The organism is Natronorubrum tibetense GA33 (assembly GCF_000383975.1).
Classification (GTDB): Archaea; Halobacteriota; Halobacteria; order Halobacteriales; family Natrialbaceae; genus Natronorubrum; species Natronorubrum tibetense.
In genome coordinates, this window is the sequence record NZ_KB913017.1 from 3199038 (window position 1) to 3224459 (window position 25422).

Sequence of the window (25422 nt, forward strand, 5' to 3'; positions counted from 1 at the left end):
TTAGTACGCCTCCGGATCGACCTCCAGAATGAGCTCGCCGGCCTTGAACGCCCGCACGAGTCCGTCGCTCTCGGAGAGGACGATCGTTATCGAGTTCGTGTCCCGCGTGATCGCCCCGCCCGCCATGTGGCGAGCGCCGAGCCCTTTGGGAATGTCGACCCCTTCGGCGGACGGCTCGAGGTACCGGTACGCCGAGACGATCTTTCCTGCGTCGGAGATGACGAACGCTCCGTCGAGCCGCGAGAACTCCTTCAACATCACGTTCACGATCGGGTCGCCGACGTGAACGTGGGACTTCTCGAAGGGGTTGTACGACAGCGGCCGAGACTTGTTCATCACCTTGCCCGCGTCGCCGACGACGAACAGCGCGCCGACCGGTTTCCCCTTCTGGCCTTTCTTTCCGAGTTCGATGGCCAACTCGAGGACCGCCTTGACGACCTCCGGCTCCGCTCGTGACTTGACAAAGAGGTCGTAGATCCCCGTGTGGGCTTCGGCATCCGCGCGGACGCGAGAGAGAGTGTCGATACTGTCGCTAAAGGTGTTCGTCGCACACAGAAGTTCGTCGCCACCGTCGATCAATCCCTGCTCTAACGCACCCTCGAGTCCGAACTTGATTCGCTCTCTGATGTCGTCGAACGCCAGCGGCAGTTCGACGAACGTCTCCGCGCCGACGGCGTTTTCGGTCCCGATGACGATCAGATCGAGGTCCTCGATCTCCGTAAACCGCTCGTAGTACGAGCCGCTCGGCGAAAAGAGAACGACTGCATCGACGTTCGCATAGAGATCCCCGAACACGTCATCTAACCCGTCCATTGATCATACAAGTCGGTTCCGCGTGAATAAGCGTTGTGGACCGTCTGACGCGCGTCTGTCGCGTGGCATCCATCCTCGCCGCACAGAGGGCCGCTCCCGCCCGTATCGGACGTTCAGCGACGGTTGATGCACCGATTCGGGTCGGTTCGTTTCTCGAGTGTCGACGCTCGAGTGGTGTCGGTTCGATTGTGTTGCGTGGGGTTGTACTCAAGGTTGTGGGGGACCGGATTCTCCGCTCACGACGTAGTTCGTCTAGAAAGGGCGGGACCGGATTCGAACTACGCGAAGACGTGCTCGCTGCGCTGCGTGCGTCTTCTCTCGTTCGAATCCTCATCGCGATGCTTCTCCTCGCGTAATCGCTCGGAGAAGCATGCGCGGGACCGGATTCGAACCGGCGGACCCCTACGGGACAGCGTCCTAAGCGCTGCGCCGTTGGCCTGGCTTGGCTACCCGCGCGCACTCTCAGCTATCCACGAACTCAGTAAGAAACTGTCGATACGTACTACGGGTGTGTCAACGGTTCCTCGGGTGACCAGTCCGGCGGAACGATGAACGTCACGTGCTCCGAGTCCCGGAGTTGATGTAGCTCCGCCGCTTGTTCGGCCAGCGATCGATCCCGGTACGGCATTTCTAAACCGCATCCGGTGCAGACGAGCTTGCATGTTGGCTCTTTCATAGACGAGACGCAGCCGCGGATCGTACCCGGACGACGAGCGTCTATTGGAGTGGAGGGACAGCGACGGTTTAGTAGTTGTATCCTAGTGAAAATGACAGTGAACGGCCAATCCGCCTACTCGTTCGTAGCTGAACGTTGTCCGGGACAGCGCTGCATTGGCCGATCGTTTCGTCGAGTGTACGTCTCGAGGACCACCGATATACTCCACTTTTGACATACCTATTCCGTAGCTTTATCGGCGATGCACCGATATCCTGTCGTATGCACAGCGCTCGAGATCGTATCGAATACGAACAGTGGCTCGATGAACTCGAGTGCGTCGCGGACCGGCTGGAGCTTTCGACCGACGCACGGTCGTGTGCGGTGGATCTCTTTCTGGCCGACGTTCCCGACGAAGACCGGTCGAAACAGGCTGTTCTCGCGGCCAGCGTCTACGCCGGATCGCTCGTCGCGGGCGACGGCCGAACGCAGGGGGCCGTTGCCGACGCTGCAGACGTCTCGCGACTCTCGATTCAATCCCGCTGGAAGGAGTTACTCGAGACGGCGGGTCTCGAACCACCGCGATGGTAGGTCGATCTAAGCCTCCGTTTCGACCGTTTCAGGAGGACAGTTTTACACTGAGACACTGTAAGTAGACGATACGCAGCCGAAACCGAGTACAACAGCAGTGAACGGGCACCTACATCGGAGGTGATGGACGCAACTCTCCGACTCACTCCGAGCGGTCCGTTTCGCGCTCCGCGTCCTCGAGGACGTTCCCGTGTTCGTCAATTTCGCCCATGACGATTCGCGTACTCGAGATGATGTCGCCGTCGTCGGCCCGCAGGTGCGGAACGACGACAACCTCGAGTGGGTCGTGCCCTCGTTCGCGACGGATTTCGTTGATCCGTTCGCCGCCATCTTTGGTTTCGGGCGAGACGACCAAATAGTCGAACTGCGGTTCGGTCGCGATCCCGGTCGGTCCGTCGAGGCGTCGAATCTCGAACTCGCGGTCGTAGTTGTCGGTGATCGACTCGAGTTCGTCTTCGAGCGCCGCTTTCCGCTCGTCGAACGCTCTGACCCGTCGCTCGACGTGTCGTGTCTTCGGTGCGAGTTCGTCGCTCGTCAGTCCCACAGTCACGTCCCCGAGTTCGAACGCCCGTTCGAACAGCCGACGATGGCCATCGTGGACGGGGTCGAACGTCCCACCAAGCGCGACGTCCATACCCCACCTCACTCGAGCGGTGCGTATAAAACGGTCGAATCGGGGAACGAAGCGACGCGAGACGCGAGACCGATCGCGAGTGGTTTCGACAACTGTCGTACCTCCCCTTCGCATTGTTTTTAGTAGTCGCCCGCAGTGTCCCCGATATGGGATTAGACGAGGATTCACTGGAGTACCACCGAACCGATCCGCCCGGAAAGATCGAAATTTCGACCACGAAGCCGACGAACACGCAGCGTGATCTCTCGCTCGCGTACTCGCCCGGTGTCGCCGCGCCGTGTTTAGAGATCGACGAGGACGAGAACGAGGCGTACACCTACACGGCCAAGGGCAACCTCGTCGGCGTCGTCTCGAACGGCTCCGCGGTGCTCGGACTCGGCGACATCGGCGCGCAGGCGTCGAAACCCGTCATGGAAGGGAAGGGCGTCCTCTTCAAGCGCTTCGCTGATATCGACGTCTTCGACATCGAACTCGACGAGGCCGATCCGAACAAGATCGTCGAGGCCGTCAAGATGATGGAGCCGACGTTCGGCGGCGTCAATCTCGAGGACATCAAAGCCCCCGAGTGTTTCACCGTTGAGGAACGTCTGCGCGAGGAGATCGATATTCCGGTCTTCCACGACGACCAGCACGGCACCGCAATCATCTCGGGCGCTGCCCTGCTCAACGCCGCCGATATCGCTGGCAAGGACCTCGAAGACCTCGAAATCGTCTTCTCGGGGGCCGGAGCAAGCGCGATCGCGACGGCCCGCTTCTACGTTTCGCTGGGCTGTAAGAAAGAGAATATCACCCTGTGTGACTCTTCGGGGATCATCACCCAGGAACGCGCCGAGGCGGGCGATGTCAACGAGTACAAACGGCAGTTCGCTCGCGATGTCCCCGAAGGCGACCTCGCGGATGCGATGGACGGTGCGGACGTCTTCGTCGGCCTCTCGATCGGCGGCATCGTCTCTCAGGAGATGGTGCAGTCGATGGCCGAGGATCCGATCGTCTTTGCGATGGCCAACCCCGATCCTGAGATCGGCTACGAGGAGGCCAAACAGGCCCGCGACGATACCGTCATCATGGCGACCGGACGCTCGGACTATCCGAATCAGGTCAACAACGTTCTCGGGTTCCCCTTCATCTTCCGCGGCGCGCTCGACGTGCGCGCGACCGAGATCAACGAAGAGATGAAAGTCGCCTGCGCCGAGGCGCTGGCCGACCTCGCACGGCAGGACGTCCCCGACGCGGTCGTCAAGGCCTACGGCGACGACCCGATCCAGTACGGCCCGAACTACATCATCCCGAAACCGGTCGACCCCCGGGTGCTCTTCCGCGTGGCACCGTCGATCGCAGAGGCCGCGATGGAGTCCGGCGCCGCACGGACCGAGATCGACCTCGAGGCCTACGAGGAGGAACTCGAGGCCCGCCTCGGTAAGTCGCGCGAAATGATGCGCGTTGTGCTCAACAAGGCGAAAAGCGACCCCAAGACGGTCGCCCTCGCGGAGGGCGAGAACGAGAAGATGATCCGGGCGGCCTACCAGATCCAGGAGCAGGGGATCGCCCTGCCGATTTTGATCGGCGACGAGGGCGAGATTCGCCAAACCGCGGCGAACCTCGGGCTGGACTACGATCCGCAGGTCGCAGACCCCTCGGTCGGCGACTACGAGGAGTACGCCAACCGCCTGCACGAACTCCGCGCACGCAAGGGGATCACGCGAAGCGAGGCCGGCGAACTCGTCGAACGCGACTCGAACTACTTCGGCAGCGTGATGGTCGAACAGGGCGACGCCGACGCGCTCCTGACCGGCCTCTCCCACCACTATCCGTCCGCCTTGCGCCCGCCGCTGCAGGTCATCGGAACGGACGAGGACGTCGACTATGCCGCCGGCGTCTACCTGCTCACGTTCAAGAACCGCGTGATCTTCGTCGCCGACGCGACGGTCAATCAGGCCCCCAACGAGGACGTCCTCGCCGAGGTCACCAAACAGACCGGCAAACTCGCCCGCCGGTTCAACATCGAACCGCGCGCCGCGCTCTTGTCGTACTCGAACTTCGGCAGCGTCGACAACGAGGGCACCCGCAAACCCCGTAAGGCAGCCGCGATGCTCCAGGACGACCCCGAGGTCGACTTCCCCGTCGACGGGGAGATGCAGGCCGACACGGCCGTCGTCGAGGACATCCTCGAGGGCACCTACGGCTTCTCGGATCTGAACGAGCCCGCGAACGTGCTGGTCTTCCCGAACCTCGAGTCGGGCAACATCGGCTACAAGCTGCTCCAGCGCCTCGGTGGGGCCGACGCCATCGGCCCGATGCTGGTGGGGATGGACGAGCCGGTCCACGTCCTCCAGCGGGGCGACGAGGTCAAGGACATCGTCAACCTGGCGGGTGTGGCGGTCGTCGACGCACAGCAGGAGTAGCGCGGTTCGGAGCGAACGGAGTGAGCGAGAACCGCGAAGAGACGAACGGCGAACGGAGTGAGCCGTGAGTAACGAGGGATCAAAGATCCCTCGAACGAACGGGCGCACAGCGCCCGCGAGGAGCGCGATTCGGAGCGAACGCGGTTCGGAGCGAGAACCGCGGAAAAGCGAACGGTGACCGAAGGGAACCGTGAGCGGACGAAGTGAATGAGAACCGCGAATTTCGAACGGGGTGGAACGACCCGTGAGCAAGCGACGATCGATCACCGCGTTTTAGCTGTCGCGGGTACCGAGTGTCAGTAGACCCCGAATGCAACGTCCGAACAACTCCGCCGCGTCGGAGACCGGTCGAGACCGTGGTGCTGGCTGCTCCCGCCGGCGACTGCTCGCCGCGAGCGGGGCGACCGCGGCGACGGGACTCGCCGGCTGTGTCGATCTTCCGTCAACACTGGACCGCCGCCTCGAGGGCTCCGAGGACGTCTCGCTGTTCCACGGCGGCCTGCGTCGACTCGGCTACTATCCCGACGAAACCGTCCCGGACTCGGTGGCCGTCAACTGGGAGTTCCCGCTCAACTACGTCGAGCACACGGCAGCCAAGTCCAGTCCCGTGCCGACGCCCGACGGGGAAACGATCGTGTTCGCGGGCGATACTGGCTGGCTCTACGGCTACACGCCGGGGGGCGAACTGCGCTGGTCGACGCGGACGGGTGCAACGGATCTCGGCTTTCACGGCTCGGCGGCCGTCGTCGGCGACACCGCTTACATCGGCGGCTACGACGGCGACCTCTACGCGCTGGATGTCGACACCGGCGAGATCGTTTGGCGGACCAGATCCGCGGATCTCGACGGGGCACTCGCGATCGGCTCGAGTCCGGCCTATCACGACGGCTCGCTGTACGTCGTCTCCGAGTACGGCTCTCCCTCCACGGGGACGCTTTGGGAGATCGATCCGAACACCGGCGAGCCGACGTGGAAAGACGACCGCATGTGGGGCCAGCCCCATCCCTCGCCCACGATCGACCTCGAGGCCGGGCGCATCCTCGCCGGCTCGAACGACGGCGTCCTCTACTGCTGGGAGTACCCCTCTCTCGAGTTTCGCTGGGAGTTTCAGGCCGAGGCCGACGGCGAGGAACGGGAGGGCGGCGCGTTCCGCGCGGGAGCTGAGATCAAGGGAACGCTCGCGGCCCATGACGGCTACGGCTATTTCGGCAGTTGGGATGACAACTTCTACTGCCTCGATCTCGAGGACGGCTCTCAGGAGTGGGCGTTCGAAGCGGGCAGATCGATCATGTCGAATCCGGCGGTCGATGTCGAGACGGATATCGTCTACATGGGAAGCGACGACGGCTTCGTCTACGCGCTCGACGCCGCATCGGGCGAGGAGATCTGGTCGACGGATGTCGACGGCCGCGTCATCGGTGCGCTGACGGTCACCGCCGAGACGGTACTCGCCGGCTCTTACGATTCGCACCTCTACGCGCTGGACAAGGAAACGGGCGACCGGAACTGGCGGGTCGAGAACCGGGGTCGCGTCACCAGCGCGCCGGTTCCCGTCGACGGCCGAATCTACTACGCGGAACGGGCCGTCGTATCGACGGGCGACGAAAACGAGGAGACGACCGAGGTTCCGGGCCACGCGTACTGTCTGGTGAGTGACGAATGAGGTCGGGTGCGGACGAACGAGATCGGGTGAGACGGGAACGGACGAAAGAGAACGAGCGAGTTCGACTCGAGCGCGACGATCGCCATATCGTGTGAGCACGACGCATGGCCGTCGTTCATCGCCGGCGTCCATCCCGTTGCATATAAATATCCGCCGAGATTGTTTGCGGGTATGCAAGACCAGGGTAGCTCTACGCGCAAGCGAACCGGTGGCCGACTGAAGAACGTCCGCAAACGCCGGAAAGACGAACTCGGCCGCCTGCCGACCGAGACGCAGGTCGGCGAGCAGCGATTCCGAACCGTCGACGTCCGCGGTAACGGGACGAAGACCCGCGCGCTCGCAACGGATGTCGCGAGCGTCAACAAGGGCGACGAGACCGTCTCGGCCGACATCGAAGACGTCGTCGAGAACGACGCCAACCCGAACTACGTCCGCCGAAACATCATCACGAAGGGCGCCGTCATCGACACCTCGGAAGGACAGGCCCGCGTCACGTCCCGACCCGGCCAGACCGGTCAGGTCAACGCCGTTCTCCTCGAGTAAGTCCTCGATTCTCGGTTCGTCCGACGGCAACGGACGCGACTCGTACTATCCGCCCGATCGCGAGTGACGACCCTCACGGGCGTATTCCTTACAGCGCTCGAGACGGCGACGATTGGCGCACTCGAGCTATCAATTTCGCGACGAAGCTGCGACTCAGGGCCGCGGCGCGGCCTTCTGCAGGGCCGTCTCCGCGATGTTGCCGCCGTAGTCCGCGCTGCGGGAGAGCGAGTCGACGATCAATCCGAGCGACTGGGCTTGGACAGGGTCTAAGTCGCGCAGCATGTCGTCGATCCGCCGGGTGTGTTCGTCGATCTCGAGGACGGACTCCAGGGCGGCGTGGCCCAGCCGCGTCGCCTCCTCGGTCTCCTCGGCGACCAGCGCGTCCATCGCCTTCTCGAGGATGTCCGAGGCGTCCCCGTGAAGTTCGATGAGCGCGTCGGCGACGTCCTCGGGGATCTCCTCGAGCTTGAACGCGAGATTGGAGATCTTGGCCGCGTGATCGGCGACCCGTTCGAGCTGGCGCGCACTCGAGTGGTAGTCGAAACAGTCCTCGCGGGGGACGCCGAGTTCCTCCGCGGCGCGGGGCGAGCGCAGCGTGGCGCGGAAAATCCGGGAGACGACGAGCCAGAGTCGGTCGACATCGTCGTCGCGCTCGATGACGTCCTGTGCGATGTCGTCGTCGTTCTCGACGAGCGCGGTGACGGCGTCTTCGAGCATCGACCGGGCGATCAGCCGCATGCGGCTCACGGCGTTGACGATCGAGAGCTCCGCGGAGTCGAGCAAGTCCTGGATAACGACGCTGTCGGTCGTCTCCTCTAACACTTCGACTCCGACGAGACTCTGGGTCGCGCTCCTGATTGCGCTGCGCTGGTCGGTCGTGATCCGGCTCGCCTCGAGTCGGATGATATCGAAGCCGCTGACGTACATCGTCATGACGGCCCGCGTGAGTCGTTCACCCTCCAGGTCAGTGATTTCGAGGGTGCCCTCCTGGCGATTGGTTTCGCTCTGTGGCGTCAACAGGAGGGAGTCGTTCTCGGGGTAGAATTCCACCGTCGTCCCGGCGCTGACGCCGTTGTCGGTCGCCCAGGATTTCGGCAGCGAGACGGTGTACGTCGAGCCGCCCGTCACCTGCACTTTGCGCGTCTCCATGCGAGAACGTTCGAGAGGGTACGTATAAATTCACTCCTCTCTATAGATGTGTTCCACCGGGACGATGGAACAATGTGGCGACCAATCGACGTATGAAACCGCTTTACAGTGCGTATTTAATACTGTTACTCAGTATCGAACATAGGGATATATAGATAACATAGTAGAGTATTTAGACTGGACGTGCGCTATACCTATCCGATGGGTACCGAGCCGATGTCCGGTGCGGACGGCGTCTCTCGTCGTCGCGTTTTACTCGGTGTCGCAGGATCGAGTCTGATGGGACTGTCGGGGTGTATCGTTCACGGCGAAGATAGCGGTCTCGAGGGCGAAATCGTTATCGACGGATCGAACACGTTGTTGCCCAACAGCGCCCTCGTCGCCGAACAGTTCAACTGGGAAAACAATCAGGTACAGATTCCCGTCAGGGGGTCGGGAACCGGGGCCGGCTTCCAACAATTCTGTCGCGGCGAAACGGATCTACAGAACGCGAGCCGCGACATCGCTGACGACGAACGGGATCTGTGCGACAGCAACGACGTCGACTGGATTCAACTCGAGGTCGTGACTGACGGCCTCGCCGTAATGAAACACCCGGAGAACGACTGGTGTGACTGTCTGACGACCGACGAACTCCGGGAACTGTGGGGGAGCGACTCCGATATCGAGACGTGGCAGGACCTCGACGACGAGTGGCCCGACGAGGAAATCTCATTCTACGGCCGTGATACGGCGTCGGGGACGTTCGATTACTTTACCGAGACGATCAACGGGGCCGTCGGAAACATTCGCAGCGACTACAGCGGGACGCCGGACACGAACGCGATCGTCCGCGGGGTCAGAGGGAATCGCAACGCGATCGGGTTCGGTGGTGCCGGCTACTACTACGAGAACGAGGACGAGCTCGATCTGATCGCCGTCGACGACGGTGACGGCTGTATCTACCCCGAACCGGAGACGATCGAAGAGGGCACGTATACGCCGCTTTCGCGGCCGATGTACCTCTACGTACGCGAGCAATCGCTGGAGCGGGAAGTCGTCCGGGTGTTCCTCCGATATTACCTCGACAACACCCAGCAGACGGCTCGAGACGTTGGCTTCTACGCCGTTCCGGACGAGACGATCGACGCCCAACACGAGAAACTCGACGAACTATTCGAGGAATACGAATGAACACAGCTACCGACGGCACTGAGCCACACACTGATCGACGAGGAATCTGGGGGAGACGATGAGCACGGAGCCGATCGATCTCAGCCGTGAGGACAACAACGTCGGGTCGCTCATTGACCGGGCCGCGAAGTGGATCTTCTTCTCGTGTGCGCTCGTGACCGTGCTGACGACGCTGGCGATCATCATCGTCCTTCTGGACGGGGCGATCGACTTCTTTGCGGAGGTGTCGGTCGTCGAGTACCTCACGGGGACTACCTGGAACCCGCGGGACGCCACCGACCCGAGTTACGGGGTTCTCCCGCTCGTCTGGGGGACACTCGTGGTGACGATCGGCTCGGCGCTCATCGCGCTCCCGGTCGGTACGCTGACGGCGATCTACCTCTCGGAGTACGCCGACGAGCGAGTTCGCCGCACCGTCAAGCCCACCCTCGAGATACTGGCCGGGATCCCGACGATCGTCTACGGCTTCTTTGCGCTCTCGTTTATTACGCCGATCATCCAGTACTTCTACGCGGACGTGGGGACGTTCAACGTGCTCTCCGGGGCGATCGTCGTCGGGATCATGATTATCCCGATGGTCTCGTCGATCTCCGAAGACGCGATGAGTTCGGTCCCCGATTCGCTTCGGAACGCCGCCTACGGTCTCGGTGCGACGAAGTTCGAGGTCTCGACGCAGGTAGTCCTCCCGGCGTCGCTGTCGGGAATTCTCGCCGCGTACATTCTCGCTATTTCTCGAGCGATCGGCGAGACGATGGCGGTCACGCTCGCCGTCGGAATGCTCCCCCAGATCACGACGAGCCCGTTCGCCGAGATGCAGACGATGACGGCGTACATGGTAGAGATCGGAACCGGCGACGCCTCCGTCGGATCGATCGGCTACATGAGCCTGTTCGCAATCGGGCTGACGCTCTTCGTGATGACCTTCCTGATGAACGTCGGTAGCATGTGGATCCGCTCGCGCTACCGGGAGGAGTACCAATGAGCGCGCCGACCGAAACCGACGCGTTCGAGGTGGACGACTCCTCGATCCGTCGAATGCGGTTCTACGGACGGATCTTCCTCGGCGCTTGCCTGCTGGCGACGATGGTCGGCATCGTCGCGCTGATCGCGCTGGTCTTCGACGTCGTCAACGAGGCCTGGGGCTGGCTCACTTGGGAGTTCCTGACGCATCCGCCGTCCTACCTGGCCGAACACTACGATCCCTCGAACTACGGCGACCTGCCGACCGGGCCCGGCGGCATCTACCCGGCTCTCGTCGGTTCGATCTACCTCATCGCGATGACCGCCGTCTTCACGCTGGTACTCGGCGTCGGCGCTGCGATCTACCTCGAGGAGTACGCCGGCGACAACCTCCTGACACGGTTCATCGAGGCGAACATCTCGAATCTGGCCGGCGTCCCGTCGATCGTCTACGGACTGCTCGGACTGGCGCTGTTCGTCAGAGCGATCGGTGCGGGCTCGAGCCTCCTCGCGGGGGCACTGACGCTGACGTTGTTGATCCTGCCGATCGTCATCGTCCAGACCCAGGAGGCGTTGCGTGCCGTGCCGGACTCGATGCGACGGGCATCGTACGGCTCGGGGGCGACGAAATGGCAGACGATCCGCAACGTCGTCCTCCCCGAGGCCATCCCGGGTGTCATGACGGGGATCATCCTCTCGCTCTCTCGAGCGATCGGCGAAACGGCGCCGATCATCATGGTCGGCGCGGCCACCTCGATGTTTGCTCCCCCGAACCTGACCGATCCGACCGGCTCGTTCGCTGCGATGCCGATGCAGATCTTCACCTGGGCGAAAGAGCCCGAAGGTGACTTCCAGCATATCGCGGCCGCCGGGATCATCGTTCTCCTGACGGTCCTGTTACTGATGAACGCGGCTGCGATCTACATCCGGAACAAGTACGATCGACGAAAATAAGCACCATCACGCCGGCCGATCCACATCGGGCAGACGATCCGTCGGTTTTTTCGCTCGGTTTCGGTTCGGTCGGTTTCGGTTCGGTCGATCGCATTTGTACCTGAACAAATGACAGTGAATTAAGAGTACGGCCACAAGAATAATGCGCTCGTTATCTGTACGGTGTATCGAGACATGCTCGCATGAGGCTCGTGTATCGGTTCGGTATCGTCTTTCTTGTCGTCGTTCTCGTCGCAGGAGCCGTACTCGTCGTTACATTCGACGCCCACCGAACCGACGTCGAAGAGCAGTCGAACACGTCGGTTGCCGATCGAGCGGCGCTCTCGGCGTCGATCCTCGATGACCGCCTCGAGGAACAGCGGCGAACCGTCGCCGTCGGTGGGATCAATCCCGATCTCGCAGCTCACGGCACGGATCGTCAGGACGAGGCGCTCGAGCGGTTCGTCGCGTCGACCGCGTTCGACGGGGCGTCAGTGGTCGACGAGGAGGGAACGGTCCGGTCGTTCGAGACGACATCGCCCGAGTTTGAATCCGAGACGGTGGTCGGATCGGACTTCAGCGATCGCACCTACGTCCAGCGCGCACTCGCCGGCGAGCAACACGTTAGCGATCCGTTTCGAGCACAAACTGGCAACACGGTCGTCATAATCAGTGCGCCGCTCGTCATCGACGGGGAGGTCGTCGGCTCGGTCAACGGCGGTTCCCAACTCGAGGAAACGGGTTTGTTCGGCGGGCTGAGCGGTGACGACGAGCGAGAGGCCGTTTCGGTGGCGACGGAGACCGAAACGCTGTATTCGACGGCCGATCGATTTGACGAGACCGTTTCCCACAGCGCCGACCTCGAGACCGTCGACTGGACGGTCACGGCCCACCGTGACCGAGCGGCGGTCGACGCTCGAATCAACCGCCTCGCCGTCTTTCAGGCCGTCTCGGGCGTCGCCCTGCTCGGCTCGATCGTCGTCTTCGGCGGCTGGGTGTATCGCTCGAAGATCCGCCGGATCAGTCAGTTCGCCGACCGCGTCAGGGCCCTGGAACGACGGCAGTACGACGCCGGCCCGTCGTTCGAGGGGGCTACCGAGTGGCGGCGTATCGACGACGCCCTCGAGCGACTCGGAACCGCACTGGCCCGCCGTGAGCAGATGTTGCTCGTCCTCAACCGAATTCTGCGTCACAACCTCCGAAACTCGCTCAACGTGGTCGCCGGTCGGGCCAGCGACCTCGAGGACCGACTGGACGGTCCCGAGCGGGAGTCGGCCCGAGAGATCCGGCTGGTGACGGGGGAACTGCTCACGTTAGCCGACCGGGCGCGGATGACCGAGAAGTTGCTCGATCCGGTCGGCGAGGAGTCGCCCCGGATCGATCTCGCGGCCGTCGTTCACGAGCGCATCGTTCAGTTCGGACTGTCGGGAGCGGACGACGCGAAGCCGAACCTGACCGTGACGATTCCGGATCGAGCCGTCGCCGTCTGCGGACCCGAGGTCGCCGTCGCAATCGACGAACTGCTCGCGAATATCGCCGATCACGCCGGACCCTCGCCGACCGTCGATGTCACCGTCGAGACGGACGACGACATCGTCCGGATTCTGGTCGCCGACGACGGGCCCGGTATTCCGGAGGACGAGGCCGCCGTTATCACCGGTAACCGAAAAATCTCGCAGGTCAGCCACACCGGCGGCATCGGGTTGTGGCTGGTCGACTGGATCGTGAGCCAGTACGACGGTCGGCTACTGATCCCGTCGAAGGAGTCGAACTCGACGACGATAGCCGACGGTGCGACTGTCGTCCTCGAGTTCGCTCGGGCACCGGAGTCGACGGCGGACGACGGCGGCGAAGAGCAGACGTGACACACCCCGTCGCTCCCGTCCCGACGCTCGGGCTCTCCGTGGCCAGGGCTGACGGCGTTCGTCCCGAGACTACAGTGTACTATATAGCAATCAGTAGTGGTATATGGGCCACAACAGCCGAACAGAGGGGTCATAGCACGCTATTTATTCGACCGGCTGATCGTATCGAGTGATGACACCGGCGACTCGAGTCGGGCGAGTTGAGCTCTCGACCGACCGAACCCGATCCCCCCGATCCACCGGACCAGTTCGGCGGCCGATCGAACCGGTTTATCGATCCGCCGAGCCGGTCTGTAGGCCCGTCGTGGCTCGAGCGAGTACCAGCGTGGCACCGTCCGTAGCGAAGTACATTCCGGAACAAGTAACTGCGTGAGTCCCAAGAATCAACCACCTCATATGACCGCGAATGGCGGCGGACCCAGAACCGTATCGACGACAGAATCCGACGGCGCTCGGTCGGACGCATCGATGGCCGACAACGCGCCGCTCGGCACCCCGCGCGTCGACGATGCCGTCATCGAGTCCCGGGATCTCGACGTCTTCTACGGCGACGATCAGGCGCTTCACGGGATCGATATGGACATTCCCGAGCACAAGGTGACGGCACTCATCGGTCCGTCGGGCTGTGGGAAGTCGACCTTCCTGCGCTCGATCAACCGGATGAACGACCTCATCGACGTCGCCCGCGTCGAGGGCGACCTCTACTTCCACGGCAAGAACGTCTACGACGACGACGTCGACCCCGTCGCCCTCCGGCGGAAGATCGGCATGGTCTTCCAGAAGCCGAACCCGTTCCCGAAGAGCATCTTCGACAACGTCGCCTACGGGCTGCGAGTCCAGGGGAAAGACGACGGCGACACCGAAGAACAGGTTCGGACGGCACTCGAGCGTGCGGCACTGCTCGAGGAGGTCGAGGACCAACTCGACTCCTCGGGACTCGACCTCTCCGGCGGCCAGCAACAGCGACTCTGCATCGCTCGAGCGATCGCACCCGACCCCGAAGTCATCTTGATGGACGAGCCGGCGTCGGCGCTGGACCCCGTCGCAACGTCGAAGATCGAGGACCTTGTCGAAGAGCTCGCCGAGGAGTACACGGTCGTCATCGTCACCCACAACATGCAGCAGGCGGCCCGTATCTCCGACAAAACGGCCGTGTTCCTCACTGGTGGCCACCTCGTCGAGTTCGACGACACGAACAAGATCTTCGAGAACCCCGAGAGCGATCGGGTCGAAGACTACATTACCGGCAAGTTCGGGTAGTCAACGGGATCGGGTTCGGGCTGGGAATCCGCTGGTCCACCGCTTCTTACGGTCAGTTTCGTGTCCGCCTCGAGAGCGATAGCGTGGTCTCCTCCGGCGGCGATCACGTCGCCGGCTCGATGTTCTGATTGACTCGGAAGAAGTTGTCGGGATCGTACCTCGATTTGACTTCCTGCAACCGTTCGTAGTTGTCCCCGTAGGTAGCGCGGATCCGATCCTCGCCTTCGTCCATCATGAAGTTGATGTACGACGCGCCGGCCGAGTGGGGGTGCACCGCCTCCCAGTAGTCGCGGGCCCACTCGGTGAGTCGATCGCGTTCGGCGGGGTCCGGGTCGACGCCGACGATGACCATCGACCAGGTGGCGTCGCGGTGACTCCACGCCGTTTCGTCCGCATCCACGCGGTTGACGGCCCCGTCGATCGGGTAGAGGTGCATCGTCGACTTGGGTGTCGGCACCTCCCCGAAACGCCGGTGTTCCGCGATGGCGTCGTCGGTCAGTTCAGCCACGAAGTCTCCCTTCCAATACCACTGGTCGCCCGGCGCGTAGAGCTCGTCGAACATGCTCTGTAACGTCGGATAGGGCATCGGTCCGACGTGTTCGAACAGCGGTTCGGCAACGTCACGGGCCGGTTGGATCGCGGACTCCGCCTGCTCTTCGGGTCCCGTGTAACACCACAGCAGCCCGCAAACCTTCTCACCGTGGATCTCCTCCGGGAAGGGATCCCCCGGCACCTCGGCGGTGAGGTAGAAGGCGTAGACGTCCTCCGGGGCCTCAGGCAGCCACTCGCGATACCAGCGCATCGTGGTCTCGAGCTCTTCGATCGGCCAGAACATCGGCCCGGCGATCACCGTCTCGACCGGATGCAACTGGAACTCGAACGCGGTGACGACGCCGAAGTTACCGCCGCCGCCGCGCAGCGCCCAGAACAGATCGGGATTCTCGTCCTCGCTGGCGTGAACCAGCCGGCCGTCGGCCAGCACGACGTCCGCGCTCACGAGATTGTCGATCGCCAGTCCGTACTTGCGACTCAGGTAGCCGTGGCCGCCGCCGAGGGTCAGCCCGCCGACACCGGTCGTCGAGATGACCCCGCTGACGGTCGCCTTTCCGAAGGCGTGAGTTGCGTGATCGATGTCGCCCCAGGTACAGCCCGGTTCGACGCGGACGGTCTCCGCATCTGGATCGACTCGAATGCCGGTCATTTCGGAGAGGTCGATGACCAGTCCGTCGTCGACGAGCGACAGCCCCGGACCGCTGTGGCCGCCGCTTCGGATCGCCGTCTCGAGTCCGCGTTCGCGGCCGAACGTCACCGCTGCGATCACGTCCGCCACGTTCGCACACCGGACGATCAGCCGCGGGTGCTTGTCGATCATCGCGTTGAAGATCGTCCGCGCGTCGTCGAACGCTGGATCGGCGGGCCGGAGTAGCTCCCCTCGAAGCGTCTCCGTTAACTCCTCGATCGTCGCATCGTCGTCTGCTGTTGTTGTTGCCATGATTGCTCCCCCGTTCCGTTCGCGACGAACGGACATCGCCCAGTAATAGCGTGTTATTACCAAGCACACTCTCACAGACTACCGAGAGCGTGATGAACGTAGTGAGTGCCGATCCGGCAGTCGCTGGATTCCGCGCGACCGGTGCGACCCGGTCACCGGCTGCAAACCGGGAGCGTCCCGCGAGAGCGCCCGTTCGAGGCCGTTACAGCGACACGACGAGGATCAGGACGACGTACCCCACCGCAGCGAGCATCGCCCAACGGATCCCTGCGTGGTTGACGACGAATCGGAGCGGCGTGTCGTCGACCAGCCGTTCGCGAACGGTCCGGGGCTCCCGTCGAATCGCGACCTGCTGCGACGCGAACACGCTGGGACGAACCGGGGCGTTTACTCGTCGTGACGCGAGTTCGTGCGTCGAGAGCCGATGATTGGCGGCGATCGCGCCCCGAGTACAGTCCAGATCGCGCTCGAGCACCAGTCCGGCACACGGTTTACAGAGCATCAGGTGGTCGGTCTCCCGGCCGTTCACCGGCGTCGGAACGTCGGTCCAAGCGACGAGTTCCGTCGGGTCGTCGTGCTGGGTGCCACACCGACTGCAGCACTGATCATCCGGGGTCCGCATCCGGGCGACGGGAGCGGGCGCGGTGCGGTCGGGAAAGAGTGGTGCGTCGTCGCGAACGTCGTCGAATGCGCCGTTGGACTGGTGGATCACGCCGTGGCACGGACGACAGATCGTAAGCAGATTCTCGAGGTCGTCCGGTCCGCCGGCCGATCTCGGGACGACGTGGTGGGCCTGAAGCGTCCGATCATCGGCCCCGCAGCGCGTACAGGCGTACCCGTCCCGACGCAGCGTTTTTTGGCGAAGTTCCTCCCAGCCCTCGCCGTAGCCGCGCTCGTCGGGTCGGCCGTCGGTCTCCCGCTCGCTCCGATTCCCCATCGGTTTCGAAACGGTACGGGTTGCGGTCTCAAAGGCGCATCGGCGGACTCGAGACGGCTCGACCTCACACGTTCGTCGCTTCAGCGTGGCCCCACCGACAGCGCTGGAGCGATCGGGACGGCCGCTCAGGCCGCGTCGATACTTCCGTCCGGCCGCGTACGCCGCGATCTCTTCGGCGGGAACGCCGGTTTTGACGACGGCTTCCGCCTCGAGGCCGCGCTCTCAAATCGTCGCCGCGAGCTCGTCTGCCAACTCGGCGGCGACGTCGGTGACGTCCTGTTTGCTCTGGGGCGGCTCCCCGCCGATCGACGAAATGTCGGAGATGTTCACGTCGCCGACGGCGAGCGCGTGGACCGTGGCGTCGAGCTTCTCGGCGAAGTCGAATCCGACTTCGGCTGCTCTTTCGGTATATTCGGCCCATTCGTCGGCATTATACTCTCTTTGATTACCAAATGTGCTCTATTTCAGATACCTAGCGGACGCTCGCATAGTATTTCCCAATCGAGCAACGGTGGCAATAGTCACGGTTCTTCGGTCGTCCGTCCCTGTCCAGTCTCCCTCCTGTCCATCCCACAGAACTCCCGCCCGGTTACTGGACATCGCGATCGTCGTCACAGTGAGCGCAAGCTATATCTTCGCCCGGAAAGGTGCGTGAATCATGGCTCGGAAATCGTATCAGGAGCAGCTCGCGGAACTCCGCGAGGATATCCTCTACATGAGTGAAGTCGTCATGGAACGACTTCGGATGGGACTCGACGCGCTGGAGCAGAAAGACAACTCGCTCGCTCACGAAGTGATTCAAGGAGACGGCGAGATCAACCGAATGTACCTCGATCTCGAGCAGGACTGCATCGATCTGCTGGCCCTGCAGCAACCGGTCGCGAGCGATCTCCGGTTCATCGCCGCCTCGTTCAAGATCATCACCGATCTCGAGCGAATTGCCGACCTCGCGGTCAACCTCGGGGAGTACACCTTAGACGCCGAAGAAAACCTCTTTCCCGACGTCGACGTCCAGGAGATGGGCGATCTTACCCTCGAGATGATCGAGGACGCGATGGTCGCCTACGACGTCGAAGACACCGAGGCCTGCCGGGAGTTGGCCTCTCGAGACGACGATCTCGACCACTTCGCGGAGCGAGCGAGCGAGATCGTCGTTCGAGACCTCATCGAGCGCGAACTCGACTCCCCCTCGGAGGTCGAACTCCTCCTGCAGGATGTCTCCAGACTGCTGTTGACGATCCGTGATCTCGAGCGCGTCGGCGACCACGCGGTCAACATCGCGGCGCGAACGCTGTACATGGTCGAAAACGATGACGAGCTGATCTACTAACTGCATCTCCGAGTTCCGGCGCGCGTCAGCAGCGCTCTCGCGGCGGCGTTCCGGTCAACAACTGGCCGACGTCGTCGACGTTTCGCGTCTGGACGAGCAGTCCCGCGGCTTCTCGGACCGTAAAATCGGCGTCGAACGCGACCCCGTAGCAGCGGGTGTAACACTCGAGCCACTGGTTCATTGCTCGCTCCAGGGCCTCGAGTTCGGCCGGCGAAAACGGGACCAAGCGGCCGCCAGTTCGGGCCTCGACGTAGAGCCAGATTGCCTGCCCCGCGCCCTCGCGGAGGTACGTCGCAGCGTCCTCCGAGTCGGTCGCTCCAGCCCCATCCTCGTCTGCCACGGCGGCTCGATCACGCTCCGCGCGGCGCTCGAGGGCCGCGATTCGAGGACCGTATCGACTCATCCTATCCCTCGCGGTACTCGACGCCCTTGCCACCCCGCGGGTGTTGCCACTCGGTGTCCGCGACGATCGCACAGGTCCCACACTCGATGCAGGGCTGGGTGTCGAGGCTGACTAACGTCTCCTCGGTGCCGTTCGTCTTTACCGTCTCCGAGCGGTAACAGCCGCCGCCGAAGTCCTCGGCGCTGACCGGACAGGCGTGGACGGCCGCGCCGCTGGCCTCGGCGGACTCGTCTCTGAGTTCGATGTGCGGGTTTCCGACGTCCGTATCGTAGGTGAGGTCCCCGATGCGTTCCTCGAGCGTCGGCGGTTCGATCTCGCTGCCCCAGTGGATGGTCCGACCGTGCTCTTCCGCAATGACCGTCGGGAGCGTGACGTAGCCCGTGCTCGTGTCGGGCAGCATCGACACCAGGAACGGCGAGTTATAGGCCCGCTTCAGCAGGCCGTTCGCGATCGGGTTACCGACCGCGATCGAACCGACCCGGGACTCGAGCACCCGGTCAACCGCGCTCTCGACCCGGTCGTGCTCGCCGACGCCCCGGCTGAGTTCGTAGCGCCGGGGTCGGAGCTTGTCCATCGTGCCGGACTTCTCGAGCATCTGTGCGTACCGTCGACCAGTGGCCTCGGGTTTGACGTTGCCGCGGGTGACGACGAAGGCGTCGGCCGCGAGCGCGCCGGCGGTGACGGCGTGGTTCATCCCCTTGATGATCGGGCCCTGGGCCTGCATCTGACCGGCGGCGTCGCCGACGAGCACCAGTCGGTCCTGGTAGGGCTCGGGATGGGCGACCTTCTTCGAGTCGGGGACGAGTTTTGCGGAGTACTCGCGCTCGTGGTAGTCGTCGCGGATCCACTGGGCCAACAGCGGATGGGTGAGCAACGCGTCGAGCAGTTCGTGTGGCTCCGCTTGCTCTTCGACGAGGCTGTCGAGGTGGAAGACGGTCCCGATCGACAGCGAGTCCTCGTTGGTGTAGAGAAAGCCGCCGCCGCGGACGTCCTCGAAGAGGTCGCCCGAGAACAGGTGGGCGACGCCCTCGTCGGAATCGATACCGAACCGGTCGTTGACCACGTCCGGATCCATCTCGACGACGGCTTTGACGCCCTGGAACCACTCGTCGGGCTCCTCCCAGTCCATCAGCCCGGCGTCACGGGCGAGTTCGGAGTTGACGCCGTCCGCGCCGACGATCAGGTCCGCTTTGATGGGATCGAGTTCATCGCAGGTGACGCCGACGATCTCTCCGTTCTCTCGCAGCAGGCCGTTTACGCGGACGTCGGTCAGCACGCCGCCGCCCGTCTCGCTTGTTTTCTCGTGGACGCGGGCCTCGAGCCACGAGTCCATCTGTCGGCGGAGCACCGCGTCACACCAGTCGGTGTCGTGCTCGTGGAGATCCGTTAGCTCGTAGCTCTTGACTTTGTTCCCCGCGATGTTGTGAATGTGGTAGTCCGTGACTGGGCGTTCGGCAGCCGCCTCGCGGAAGCCGTCGAAGAGGTCGTCGATCGTGTAGGCGGCCGACTCCTCGGCGTAGATAAGCCCGCCGGAGACGTTCTTGGACCCGGCCTTCGTGCCGCGCTCCAGGACGAGCGTCTCCACGCCGTGATCCGCCAGTCGCGCGGCGGCCGCGGCCCCGCCGGGGCCACAGCCGACGACGACGGCCTCGTAGTGTTCGTACTCGCTCGTTTCGTCGCTGTCTGTGCTCATCAGTCGTCACCTCCGCTCCCGTCCGCCATCGCCTCGAGTTCGATCTTGCCCGATTCAACCGCGCTCGTCAGGCGCGGCAACACCTCGAAGAGGTCGCCTTCGACGAAGTAGTCCGAGAAGTCTCGGATTCGGGCGTCAGTATCCGTGTTGATCGAGACGATGGTGTCTGCCTCGTCCATCCCGACCTTGTGCTGGACGGCACCCGACACCCCGGCAGCGATGTAGAGCTTGGGCGCGACGACCTGTCCGGTCTCGCCGATCTGGCGCTCCTCTTTCGAGTACTCCTCCACGTGGCCTTCGAACTGGTAGGAGGAGGTGACGATCCCTCGCGTAATGCCGAGTTCAGCGTCCTCGAAGGCGTCGGCCAGATCGAGACCGAGCTCCATCCCCTGGGTTGGGTCGTCCGCAATGCCGCGACCGAGACAGACGACGACCTCGTGGCCGGTGAGGTCGATCCCGGCCTCGAGTTGGTCGTGTTCGGTGATCTCGACGCGGAACCAGTCCTCCTCGAGGTCCATATCGTGTTCGATTACCAGGCCCTCACGGTCTGGGTCCCGTTCTATCGGGTCGAAGCTCCCGGGGATGATCGACGCCCCCTGCGGGTGGAACTCCCGGCCGGGGTTGTCGAGACAGAGGATCGTCGAGTACTCGAAGCCCGAGAAGTCCGGCCGCTTCATGTGTAAGACCTTCTCGAAAGTCTTCTTAACACCGGGTTCGCCCGTCTTGACCGGATTGGAGACTTCGTTCTCCTCGATGTAGAGGTCCGAACAGTCCGAGGCGAGTCCGGAGTCGAGTTCCGCCTGCACTTTCGCCGAGAGGTCGCGGCCGTTGTTGGTCGCCGGGAACAGAATGTACCGTGGCTTGTCGTACTCTCGCCAGTCGGTGCTCTCGACGGTTCCCTCGCCGCGGGCCATATGGGATGTGATCTCGGTGTAGGGTTTGTGGAGGAATCGCTCGAGGCGATTGTCGTCGTGATAGACGGCGACGTCCGCGCCGTAGGCGATGCACTCCTCGGCGAGCCCCTCGCAGTCGTCGCCCATGAGGAACGCGACGACGCGCTCCTCGTCACCATAGTCGTCGGCGAACTGGTCCATCAGTCCGCGGGCCTTGCCGAGCATCTCGAGTGAGACGTCGAGCAACTCGCCGCCCTGGGTCTCACAGAACACCCACATGTCGGCGTACTCGCCGTCCGCGAGCGCGCGGACGTGGCGTTTGTCCCGCGTGGGGTGGGAGAGTCCGTCGTCCTCCTCGTCGTCAGCTTCGTCCGGCTCGGATTCCTCGTCGTCTTCGACTGCTTCCTCGATCTCCTCGCCCTCGGCTTCTTCGCCGACGTCCTCTTTGGTCCCCTCGTACTCGCCTTCGGTTTCGGTTCCCTCCTCGACGCCGTCGCTCTCTTCCGTCTCATCGCCGTCGAGTTCGCCGATATCCTCGAGTCGCTTGTGGACCGCTTCGCGAGCAGTCGCCCGATCCTGTCCGGCTTGTTCGGCCTCGAGGATCGTCTGCAGTTCGTCCGCGTCGTCGATCGTCTCGAGTTCGTCGGTCAGTTCGTCGAGCGTGTGTTCGGTTGGGTCTACGTCGGTCATCTCAATCACCAGCTCCTGTCGCGAACGGGTGCATCTCCTCGAGCACCTCGCCCATCTCGCCCTCGTCGTCGGGGTCGATCATCGTTGCCTCCCGCTCCGAGGGCGCTTTGGGGATCGGATCGACCGACGAGACGATCGTCGGGGAGCCGTCGAGCCCGATGTAGTCGGAGTCGAGGTTCAGATCCTCGTGATTCCACGTCGTCAGGTGCTCCTCGTGGTCGGCCGCACGCGCCTCGGTCTCCGCCCGGAGTTGTTTGTGCGTCAGCCGGTGTGAGGCCTTGCGGTAGGTCGGCTCGAACTCGGGATCGGTAACGACGAAACAGGGGAGCGACACCTCGATGGTCTCGATCTCGTCGATATCGCCCTCGACGAGCCGTTTCGCTCGGAGCACTCGCTCGTCGGGATCGATATCGAGCGCGAGGACGTGCGTGACGATCGGCCAGTCCATCGCCCAGGCGGTCTGGGGGCCAGTCTGGCCCGTCTCCCCGTCGGCCGATTTGAAGCCGGCGAAGACGATATCGATGTCGCCGACCTCTTCCTGATAGGTCTCGAGCCCGGCGCTGAGCGTGATCGCCGTCGCCCACGTGTCTGAGGCGGCGAGCTCACGGTCGGAGAGCAGATAGCTGTCGTCGGTGTAGACGGACCCCATGGCTTCCTTTAGCACGTCGGCGTAGCCCGGCGGGCCCATGCTCATCCCGGTCACGTGCCCGCCGTGGCGTACCCGCGTCTGTAATGCGGCCTGCGCGGCGAACTCGTCGTTCGGGTTCATCACCGTCGGCGTCTTTCCGCGCTCGAGATGACCGTCCTCGTCGAACGAGACGGCCCCTTCGGAAAAGTCCGGTACCCCTTTCGTCAGGACGATCGATCGCATTGCACCCTCCGTTTCGGTTGTGTGATTGTCATTCCCATGCCTGTCAACCCCTATCGTAATTATCGGTATTAAGAATAGGGGTAAAAATCGCCACGAGAAGCTGACGGTCCGCTTGCCACTCGTTCGGACGGGGACACTTGCCAGCTCGAGATGGGAAGCGAGTCCACGGAAATCTGTAAAAAGAGGGATCCCTCGCCAGACGTATTGATCGCACCGTTCGACCGACCACTACAGAGTCAGCCGATCATCGACGTCTCGACCGGCGATCACTCGGGGTCGCGTTCGGTCGTTCCCATCGTGATCTCGCCATCGGCGCGGATCGTCCCGTCGATTTCGGCTTCGGGGCCGAGTTCGAGGTCGTTACACGAAACGTCGCCGAGGATCCGAGCGTTTGGCTCGATCGTAACATCACCGTCGCGAGTCGTCAGATCGCCGTGGATCCGGGTTCCCTCGCCGACAGTGACGTCGCCTCGAGCGCGGAGGCTACCGAAAATCGTCGTATCGGTGCCGACATCGATCGTCTCGGCGCGGACGTTGCCGTGGAGCCGGCAGTCGTCGCCGATCGTCGCGGGCGTCGAGACTCGCCAGGCGTCGTCGCTGACGGTCGCGTTCCGGGGGATCACGAGCGGTTCGACGTCGGGTTGGGCGTCCCCCTCTTCGTCGACGAGTTCGGAGACGAGCCGCTGGGCGGTGTCCTCCTCGCCGACGAGCAGGAGGTGTTTGAGGTAGACAAAGAGGAGGACGATCGTCGGCATCGGGTTACGAATGACGATCCAGCCGTTGGCTTCGAACCCCTCTTCGATCTCGACGTCGTCGCCGATATCCAGATCGCCGGCGACTTTCATCTCGCCCGCGACGTGGACTCGCTCGCCGATGTAGGCGTCCTGGCCGACCAGGACGTTCTCGGCGACGTCACACCACATGTCGAGTCGGCAGTCGCCCTCAGCTTCGATGGCACCGCCGAACTCGACGCTCTCGCCGGCGAGGACGTTTCGGCCGCGGACGCCGAAGTCGATCGTCGACCGCGCGCCGACGAGAACGTCTCCGTCGGTCACGAGGTCGACTTCCTTGGCTTCCGTCCCGTCGGGAACGACGAGTTCGTCGAGCGGATCCCTGCTAAATGCCACGTTTCAGGCCAAAGGAGTTATCCGGTAATAAATCTCGCGCGTCGTCTGCCGTCCGTCTGACGCGTGTCTCACGCTCGTCCGGCCCAGTCGCCTCGTTTTTATGAGCCCCACCGCGTACACTCACATATGACTACACTCGCGTTCGACGACGAGGGCGTCGACGTCGTCTACGAAGGGACCGAATTTCGCCTCGAGAAGGAACTCATCGAAGAGGCCACGGAGAAATCCTACTACGACGTGACCGACCACGAAGTGCTCAAGATCGTCGCCGAGCAGCCGAATTTGCAGGGCGAACCGCGACGCGTCGGCGATATTCTCGACTGAAGCCGTCGATTTCGGGGCGTAGTCGCGTTCAGATTTGGGGGCGACCCGTTAGTCGATTGTCGGCACCGGCACCGACTCGAGGACGCGCTCGACGATCCGCCCTTTGTTCGCGTCGTTGACCGTCGCGTCGGGCGTCAGCACCAGTCGATGCGCTAGCACCGGCTTCGCGACGCGCTTGATGTCGTCGGGAGTGACGTACTCCCGGCCCGTGACGACGGCGTACGCGCGGGCGGCCTCGAACAGCCGTTGGGTTCCGCGCGGGGAGACGCCGGTCTCGACGCGGCCGTCGGTCCGGGTCTCTCGGGCCAGCGTCGCGATATACTCGAGCAGGTCATCGTCGACCCGAACCGTTTCGGGGACCCGTCGTAACTGCGCGACCTGCTCGGGCTCGAGGACAGGGTCGACGGACGGACTGCCGGTCTCGCGGTTCGCCCGGCGTCGGAGCAGCTCGACCTCGCCGTCCGCGTCGGGATACCCCATTGCCGTCTTGACGAGGAAGCGATCGACCTGGGCCTCCGGCAGCGGAAACGTCCCCTCCTGCTCGACGGGGTTCTGCGTCGCGATGACGAAGAACGGATCCGGGAGCGGGCGGGTCTCGCCGTCGACCGTAACCTGTCCCTCCTCCATGGCCTCGAGCAGCGCGGCCTGGGTTTTCGGCGGCGCGCGGTTGATCTCGTCGGCCAGCACGATGTTGGCGAAGATCGGTCCCGCCGAGAACTCGAACTCGCGATCCTGTTCGTTGAAAATGTGCGTGCCGGTGACGTCCGACGGGAGCAGATCGGGTGTAAACTGGATGCGCGAAAAGGAGAGACCCAGCGCGCTCGCGACCGTGCGGGCCGTCAGCGTCTTCCCCGTTCCCGGTACGTCCTCGACGAGGACGTGGCCACGGCCGACGACGCCGAGGAGGAGCTCCTCGAGAAAGGCGCGATCACAGATGACGGCGTCGCCGACGGCCTCGAGGACGGCTTCGCAGTCGGCGGTCGCCTGAGTTCCGTTCATAGCTCACGGATCACAGGCTCGT

General features: G+C 63.4%; 22 protein-coding genes and 1 tRNA gene. 11 read left to right on the forward strand and 12 right to left on the reverse strand.

Annotated elements, in window-relative coordinates; genetic code table 11:
• Both dacZ and NATTI_RS0116595 read right to left on the reverse strand, forming a co-directional pair.
• Entirely contained in the window at positions 1-813 is an 813-nt protein-coding gene (gene dacZ / locus NATTI_RS0116590; protein ID WP_006090709.1) for a diadenylate cyclase DacZ, read from the reverse strand.
• 371 nt (positions 814-1184) lie between these two features.
• A tRNA-Leu gene (locus NATTI_RS0116595) sits at positions 1185-1269 on the reverse strand.
• A 481-nt stretch (positions 1270-1750) separates the two neighbouring features.
• Between NATTI_RS0116595 and NATTI_RS0116605 the strand changes: the two genes are divergently transcribed.
• On the forward strand, positions 1751-2059 hold the full coding sequence (locus NATTI_RS0116605) for a transcription initiation factor IIB family protein (protein ID WP_006090711.1): 309 nt from the start codon (positions 1751-1753) through the stop codon (positions 2057-2059).
• A 142-nt stretch (positions 2060-2201) separates the two neighbouring features.
• Here the strand turns inward: NATTI_RS0116605 and NATTI_RS0116610 are convergent, their stop codons facing one another.
• Positions 2202-2693, reverse strand: a complete 492-nt coding sequence (locus NATTI_RS0116610) for a phosphopantetheine adenylyltransferase (RefSeq protein ID WP_006090712.1) — start codon at positions 2691-2693, stop codon at positions 2202-2204.
• Positions 2694-2839: 146 nt separating this feature from the next.
• Between NATTI_RS0116610 and NATTI_RS0116615 the strand changes: the two genes are divergently transcribed.
• The 3 genes from NATTI_RS0116615 to NATTI_RS0116630 all read left to right on the forward strand — a co-directional run bounded on the left by NATTI_RS0116615 (position 2840) and on the right by NATTI_RS0116630 (position 7301).
• Positions 2840-5095 (forward strand): NADP-dependent malic enzyme, encoded by a 2256-nt coding sequence (locus tag NATTI_RS0116615; protein ID WP_006090713.1) that lies wholly within the window; start codon positions 2840-2842, stop codon positions 5093-5095.
• A gap of 310 nt (positions 5096-5405) precedes the next feature.
• The gene (locus tag NATTI_RS0116620; protein ID WP_006090714.1) at positions 5406-6758 is read left to right on the forward strand and encodes an outer membrane protein assembly factor BamB family protein; all 1353 of its coding nucleotides are present in this window, start codon (positions 5406-5408) and stop codon (positions 6756-6758) included.
• A gap of 171 nt (positions 6759-6929) precedes the next feature.
• Positions 6930-7301 (forward strand): 30S ribosomal protein S8e, encoded by a 372-nt coding sequence (locus NATTI_RS0116630; protein ID WP_006090715.1) that lies wholly within the window; start codon positions 6930-6932, stop codon positions 7299-7301.
• A gap of 153 nt (positions 7302-7454) precedes the next feature.
• Here NATTI_RS0116630 and NATTI_RS0116635 read toward each other — a convergent pair whose 3' ends face one another.
• Positions 7455-8450, reverse strand: a complete 996-nt coding sequence (locus NATTI_RS0116635; RefSeq protein ID WP_006090716.1) for a phosphate signaling complex PhoU family protein — start codon at positions 8448-8450, stop codon at positions 7455-7457.
• A 201-nt stretch (positions 8451-8651) separates the two neighbouring features.
• Here NATTI_RS0116635 and NATTI_RS0116640 point away from each other — a divergent pair, with 201 nt between their 5' ends.
• The 5 genes from NATTI_RS0116640 to pstB all read left to right on the forward strand — a co-directional run bounded on the left by NATTI_RS0116640 (position 8652) and on the right by pstB (position 14641).
• Entirely contained in the window at positions 8652-9623 is a 972-nt protein-coding gene (locus NATTI_RS0116640; RefSeq protein WP_006090717.1) for a PstS family phosphate ABC transporter substrate-binding protein, read from the forward strand.
• Between the two features lie 58 nt (positions 9624-9681).
• Entirely contained in the window at positions 9682-10605 is a 924-nt protein-coding gene (gene pstC / locus NATTI_RS0116645) for a phosphate ABC transporter permease subunit PstC (RefSeq protein ID WP_006090718.1), read from the forward strand.
• Positions 10602-11537, forward strand: a complete 936-nt coding sequence (gene pstA / locus NATTI_RS0116650; RefSeq protein ID WP_006090719.1) for a phosphate ABC transporter permease PstA — start codon at positions 10602-10604, stop codon at positions 11535-11537. Before pstC ends, pstA begins: the two co-directional genes overlap by 4 nt.
• A 182-nt stretch (positions 11538-11719) precedes the next feature.
• A complete protein-coding gene (locus NATTI_RS0116655; protein WP_006090720.1) occupies positions 11720-13381 on the forward strand; it encodes a sensor histidine kinase in 1662 nt (553 codons plus the stop codon).
• A gap of 396 nt (positions 13382-13777) precedes the next feature.
• The gene (gene pstB / locus NATTI_RS0116665) at positions 13778-14641 is read left to right on the forward strand and encodes a phosphate ABC transporter ATP-binding protein PstB (RefSeq protein ID WP_006090722.1); all 864 of its coding nucleotides are present in this window, start codon (positions 13778-13780) and stop codon (positions 14639-14641) included.
• A 103-nt stretch (positions 14642-14744) separates the two neighbouring features.
• Here the strand turns inward: pstB and NATTI_RS0116670 are convergent, their stop codons facing one another.
• Positions 14745-16133, reverse strand: coding sequence for an FAD-binding oxidoreductase (locus tag NATTI_RS0116670; RefSeq protein ID WP_006090723.1), 1389 nt, complete (start codon positions 16131-16133; stop codon positions 14745-14747).
• A gap of 202 nt (positions 16134-16335) precedes the next feature.
• A complete protein-coding gene (locus NATTI_RS0116675; protein ID WP_006090724.1) occupies positions 16336-17070 on the reverse strand; it encodes an HNH endonuclease in 735 nt (244 codons plus the stop codon).
• Positions 17071-17728: 658 nt separating this feature from the next.
• On the opposite strand from NATTI_RS0116675, the gene phoU reads away from it, so the two are divergent.
• Positions 17729-18400 carry a phosphate signaling complex protein PhoU gene (phoU, locus tag NATTI_RS0116685; RefSeq protein ID WP_006090725.1) on the forward strand — a complete coding sequence of 224 codons (672 nt, stop codon included), beginning with the start codon at positions 17729-17731 and terminating at the stop codon, positions 18398-18400.
• A gap of 25 nt (positions 18401-18425) precedes the next feature.
• Here the strand turns inward: phoU and NATTI_RS0116690 are convergent, their stop codons facing one another.
• The 5 genes from NATTI_RS0116690 to NATTI_RS0116710 form a co-directional block, all read right to left on the reverse strand.
• Positions 18426-18803, reverse strand: coding sequence for a hypothetical protein (locus tag NATTI_RS0116690; protein ID WP_006090726.1), 378 nt, complete (start codon positions 18801-18803; stop codon positions 18426-18428).
• A 1-nt stretch (position 18804) separates the two neighbouring features.
• A complete protein-coding gene (locus tag NATTI_RS0116695; protein ID WP_006090727.1) occupies positions 18805-20496 on the reverse strand; it encodes an FAD-dependent monooxygenase in 1692 nt (563 codons plus the stop codon).
• Positions 20496-22079: an electron transfer flavoprotein subunit alpha/FixB family protein gene (locus NATTI_RS0116700; protein ID WP_006090728.1), complete on the reverse strand. Its 1584-nt coding sequence runs from the start codon at positions 22077-22079 to the stop codon at positions 20496-20498. The genes NATTI_RS0116695 and NATTI_RS0116700 overlap by 1 nt, the downstream gene beginning before the upstream one ends.
• 1 nt (position 22080) lies before the next feature.
• Complete coding sequence (locus NATTI_RS0116705) at positions 22081-22950, reverse strand: electron transfer flavoprotein subunit beta/FixA family protein (RefSeq protein ID WP_006090729.1); 870 nt, start codon at positions 22948-22950, stop codon at positions 22081-22083.
• Positions 22951-23216: 266 nt separating this feature from the next.
• On the reverse strand, positions 23217-24077 hold the full coding sequence (locus NATTI_RS0116710) for a polymer-forming cytoskeletal protein (protein WP_006090730.1): 861 nt from the start codon (positions 24075-24077) through the stop codon (positions 23217-23219).
• A gap of 126 nt (positions 24078-24203) precedes the next feature.
• Here NATTI_RS0116710 and NATTI_RS0116715 point away from each other — a divergent pair, with 126 nt between their 5' ends.
• Positions 24204-24401, forward strand: coding sequence for a DUF5800 family protein (locus tag NATTI_RS0116715; RefSeq protein ID WP_006090731.1), 198 nt, complete (start codon positions 24204-24206; stop codon positions 24399-24401).
• A 48-nt stretch (positions 24402-24449) separates the two neighbouring features.
• Here the strand turns inward: NATTI_RS0116715 and NATTI_RS0116720 are convergent, their stop codons facing one another.
• Positions 24450-25400 carry an AAA family ATPase gene (locus NATTI_RS0116720; protein WP_006090732.1) on the reverse strand — a complete coding sequence of 317 codons (951 nt, stop codon included), beginning with the start codon at positions 25398-25400 and terminating at the stop codon, positions 24450-24452.
• Positions 25401-25422 lie beyond the last annotated feature (22 nt).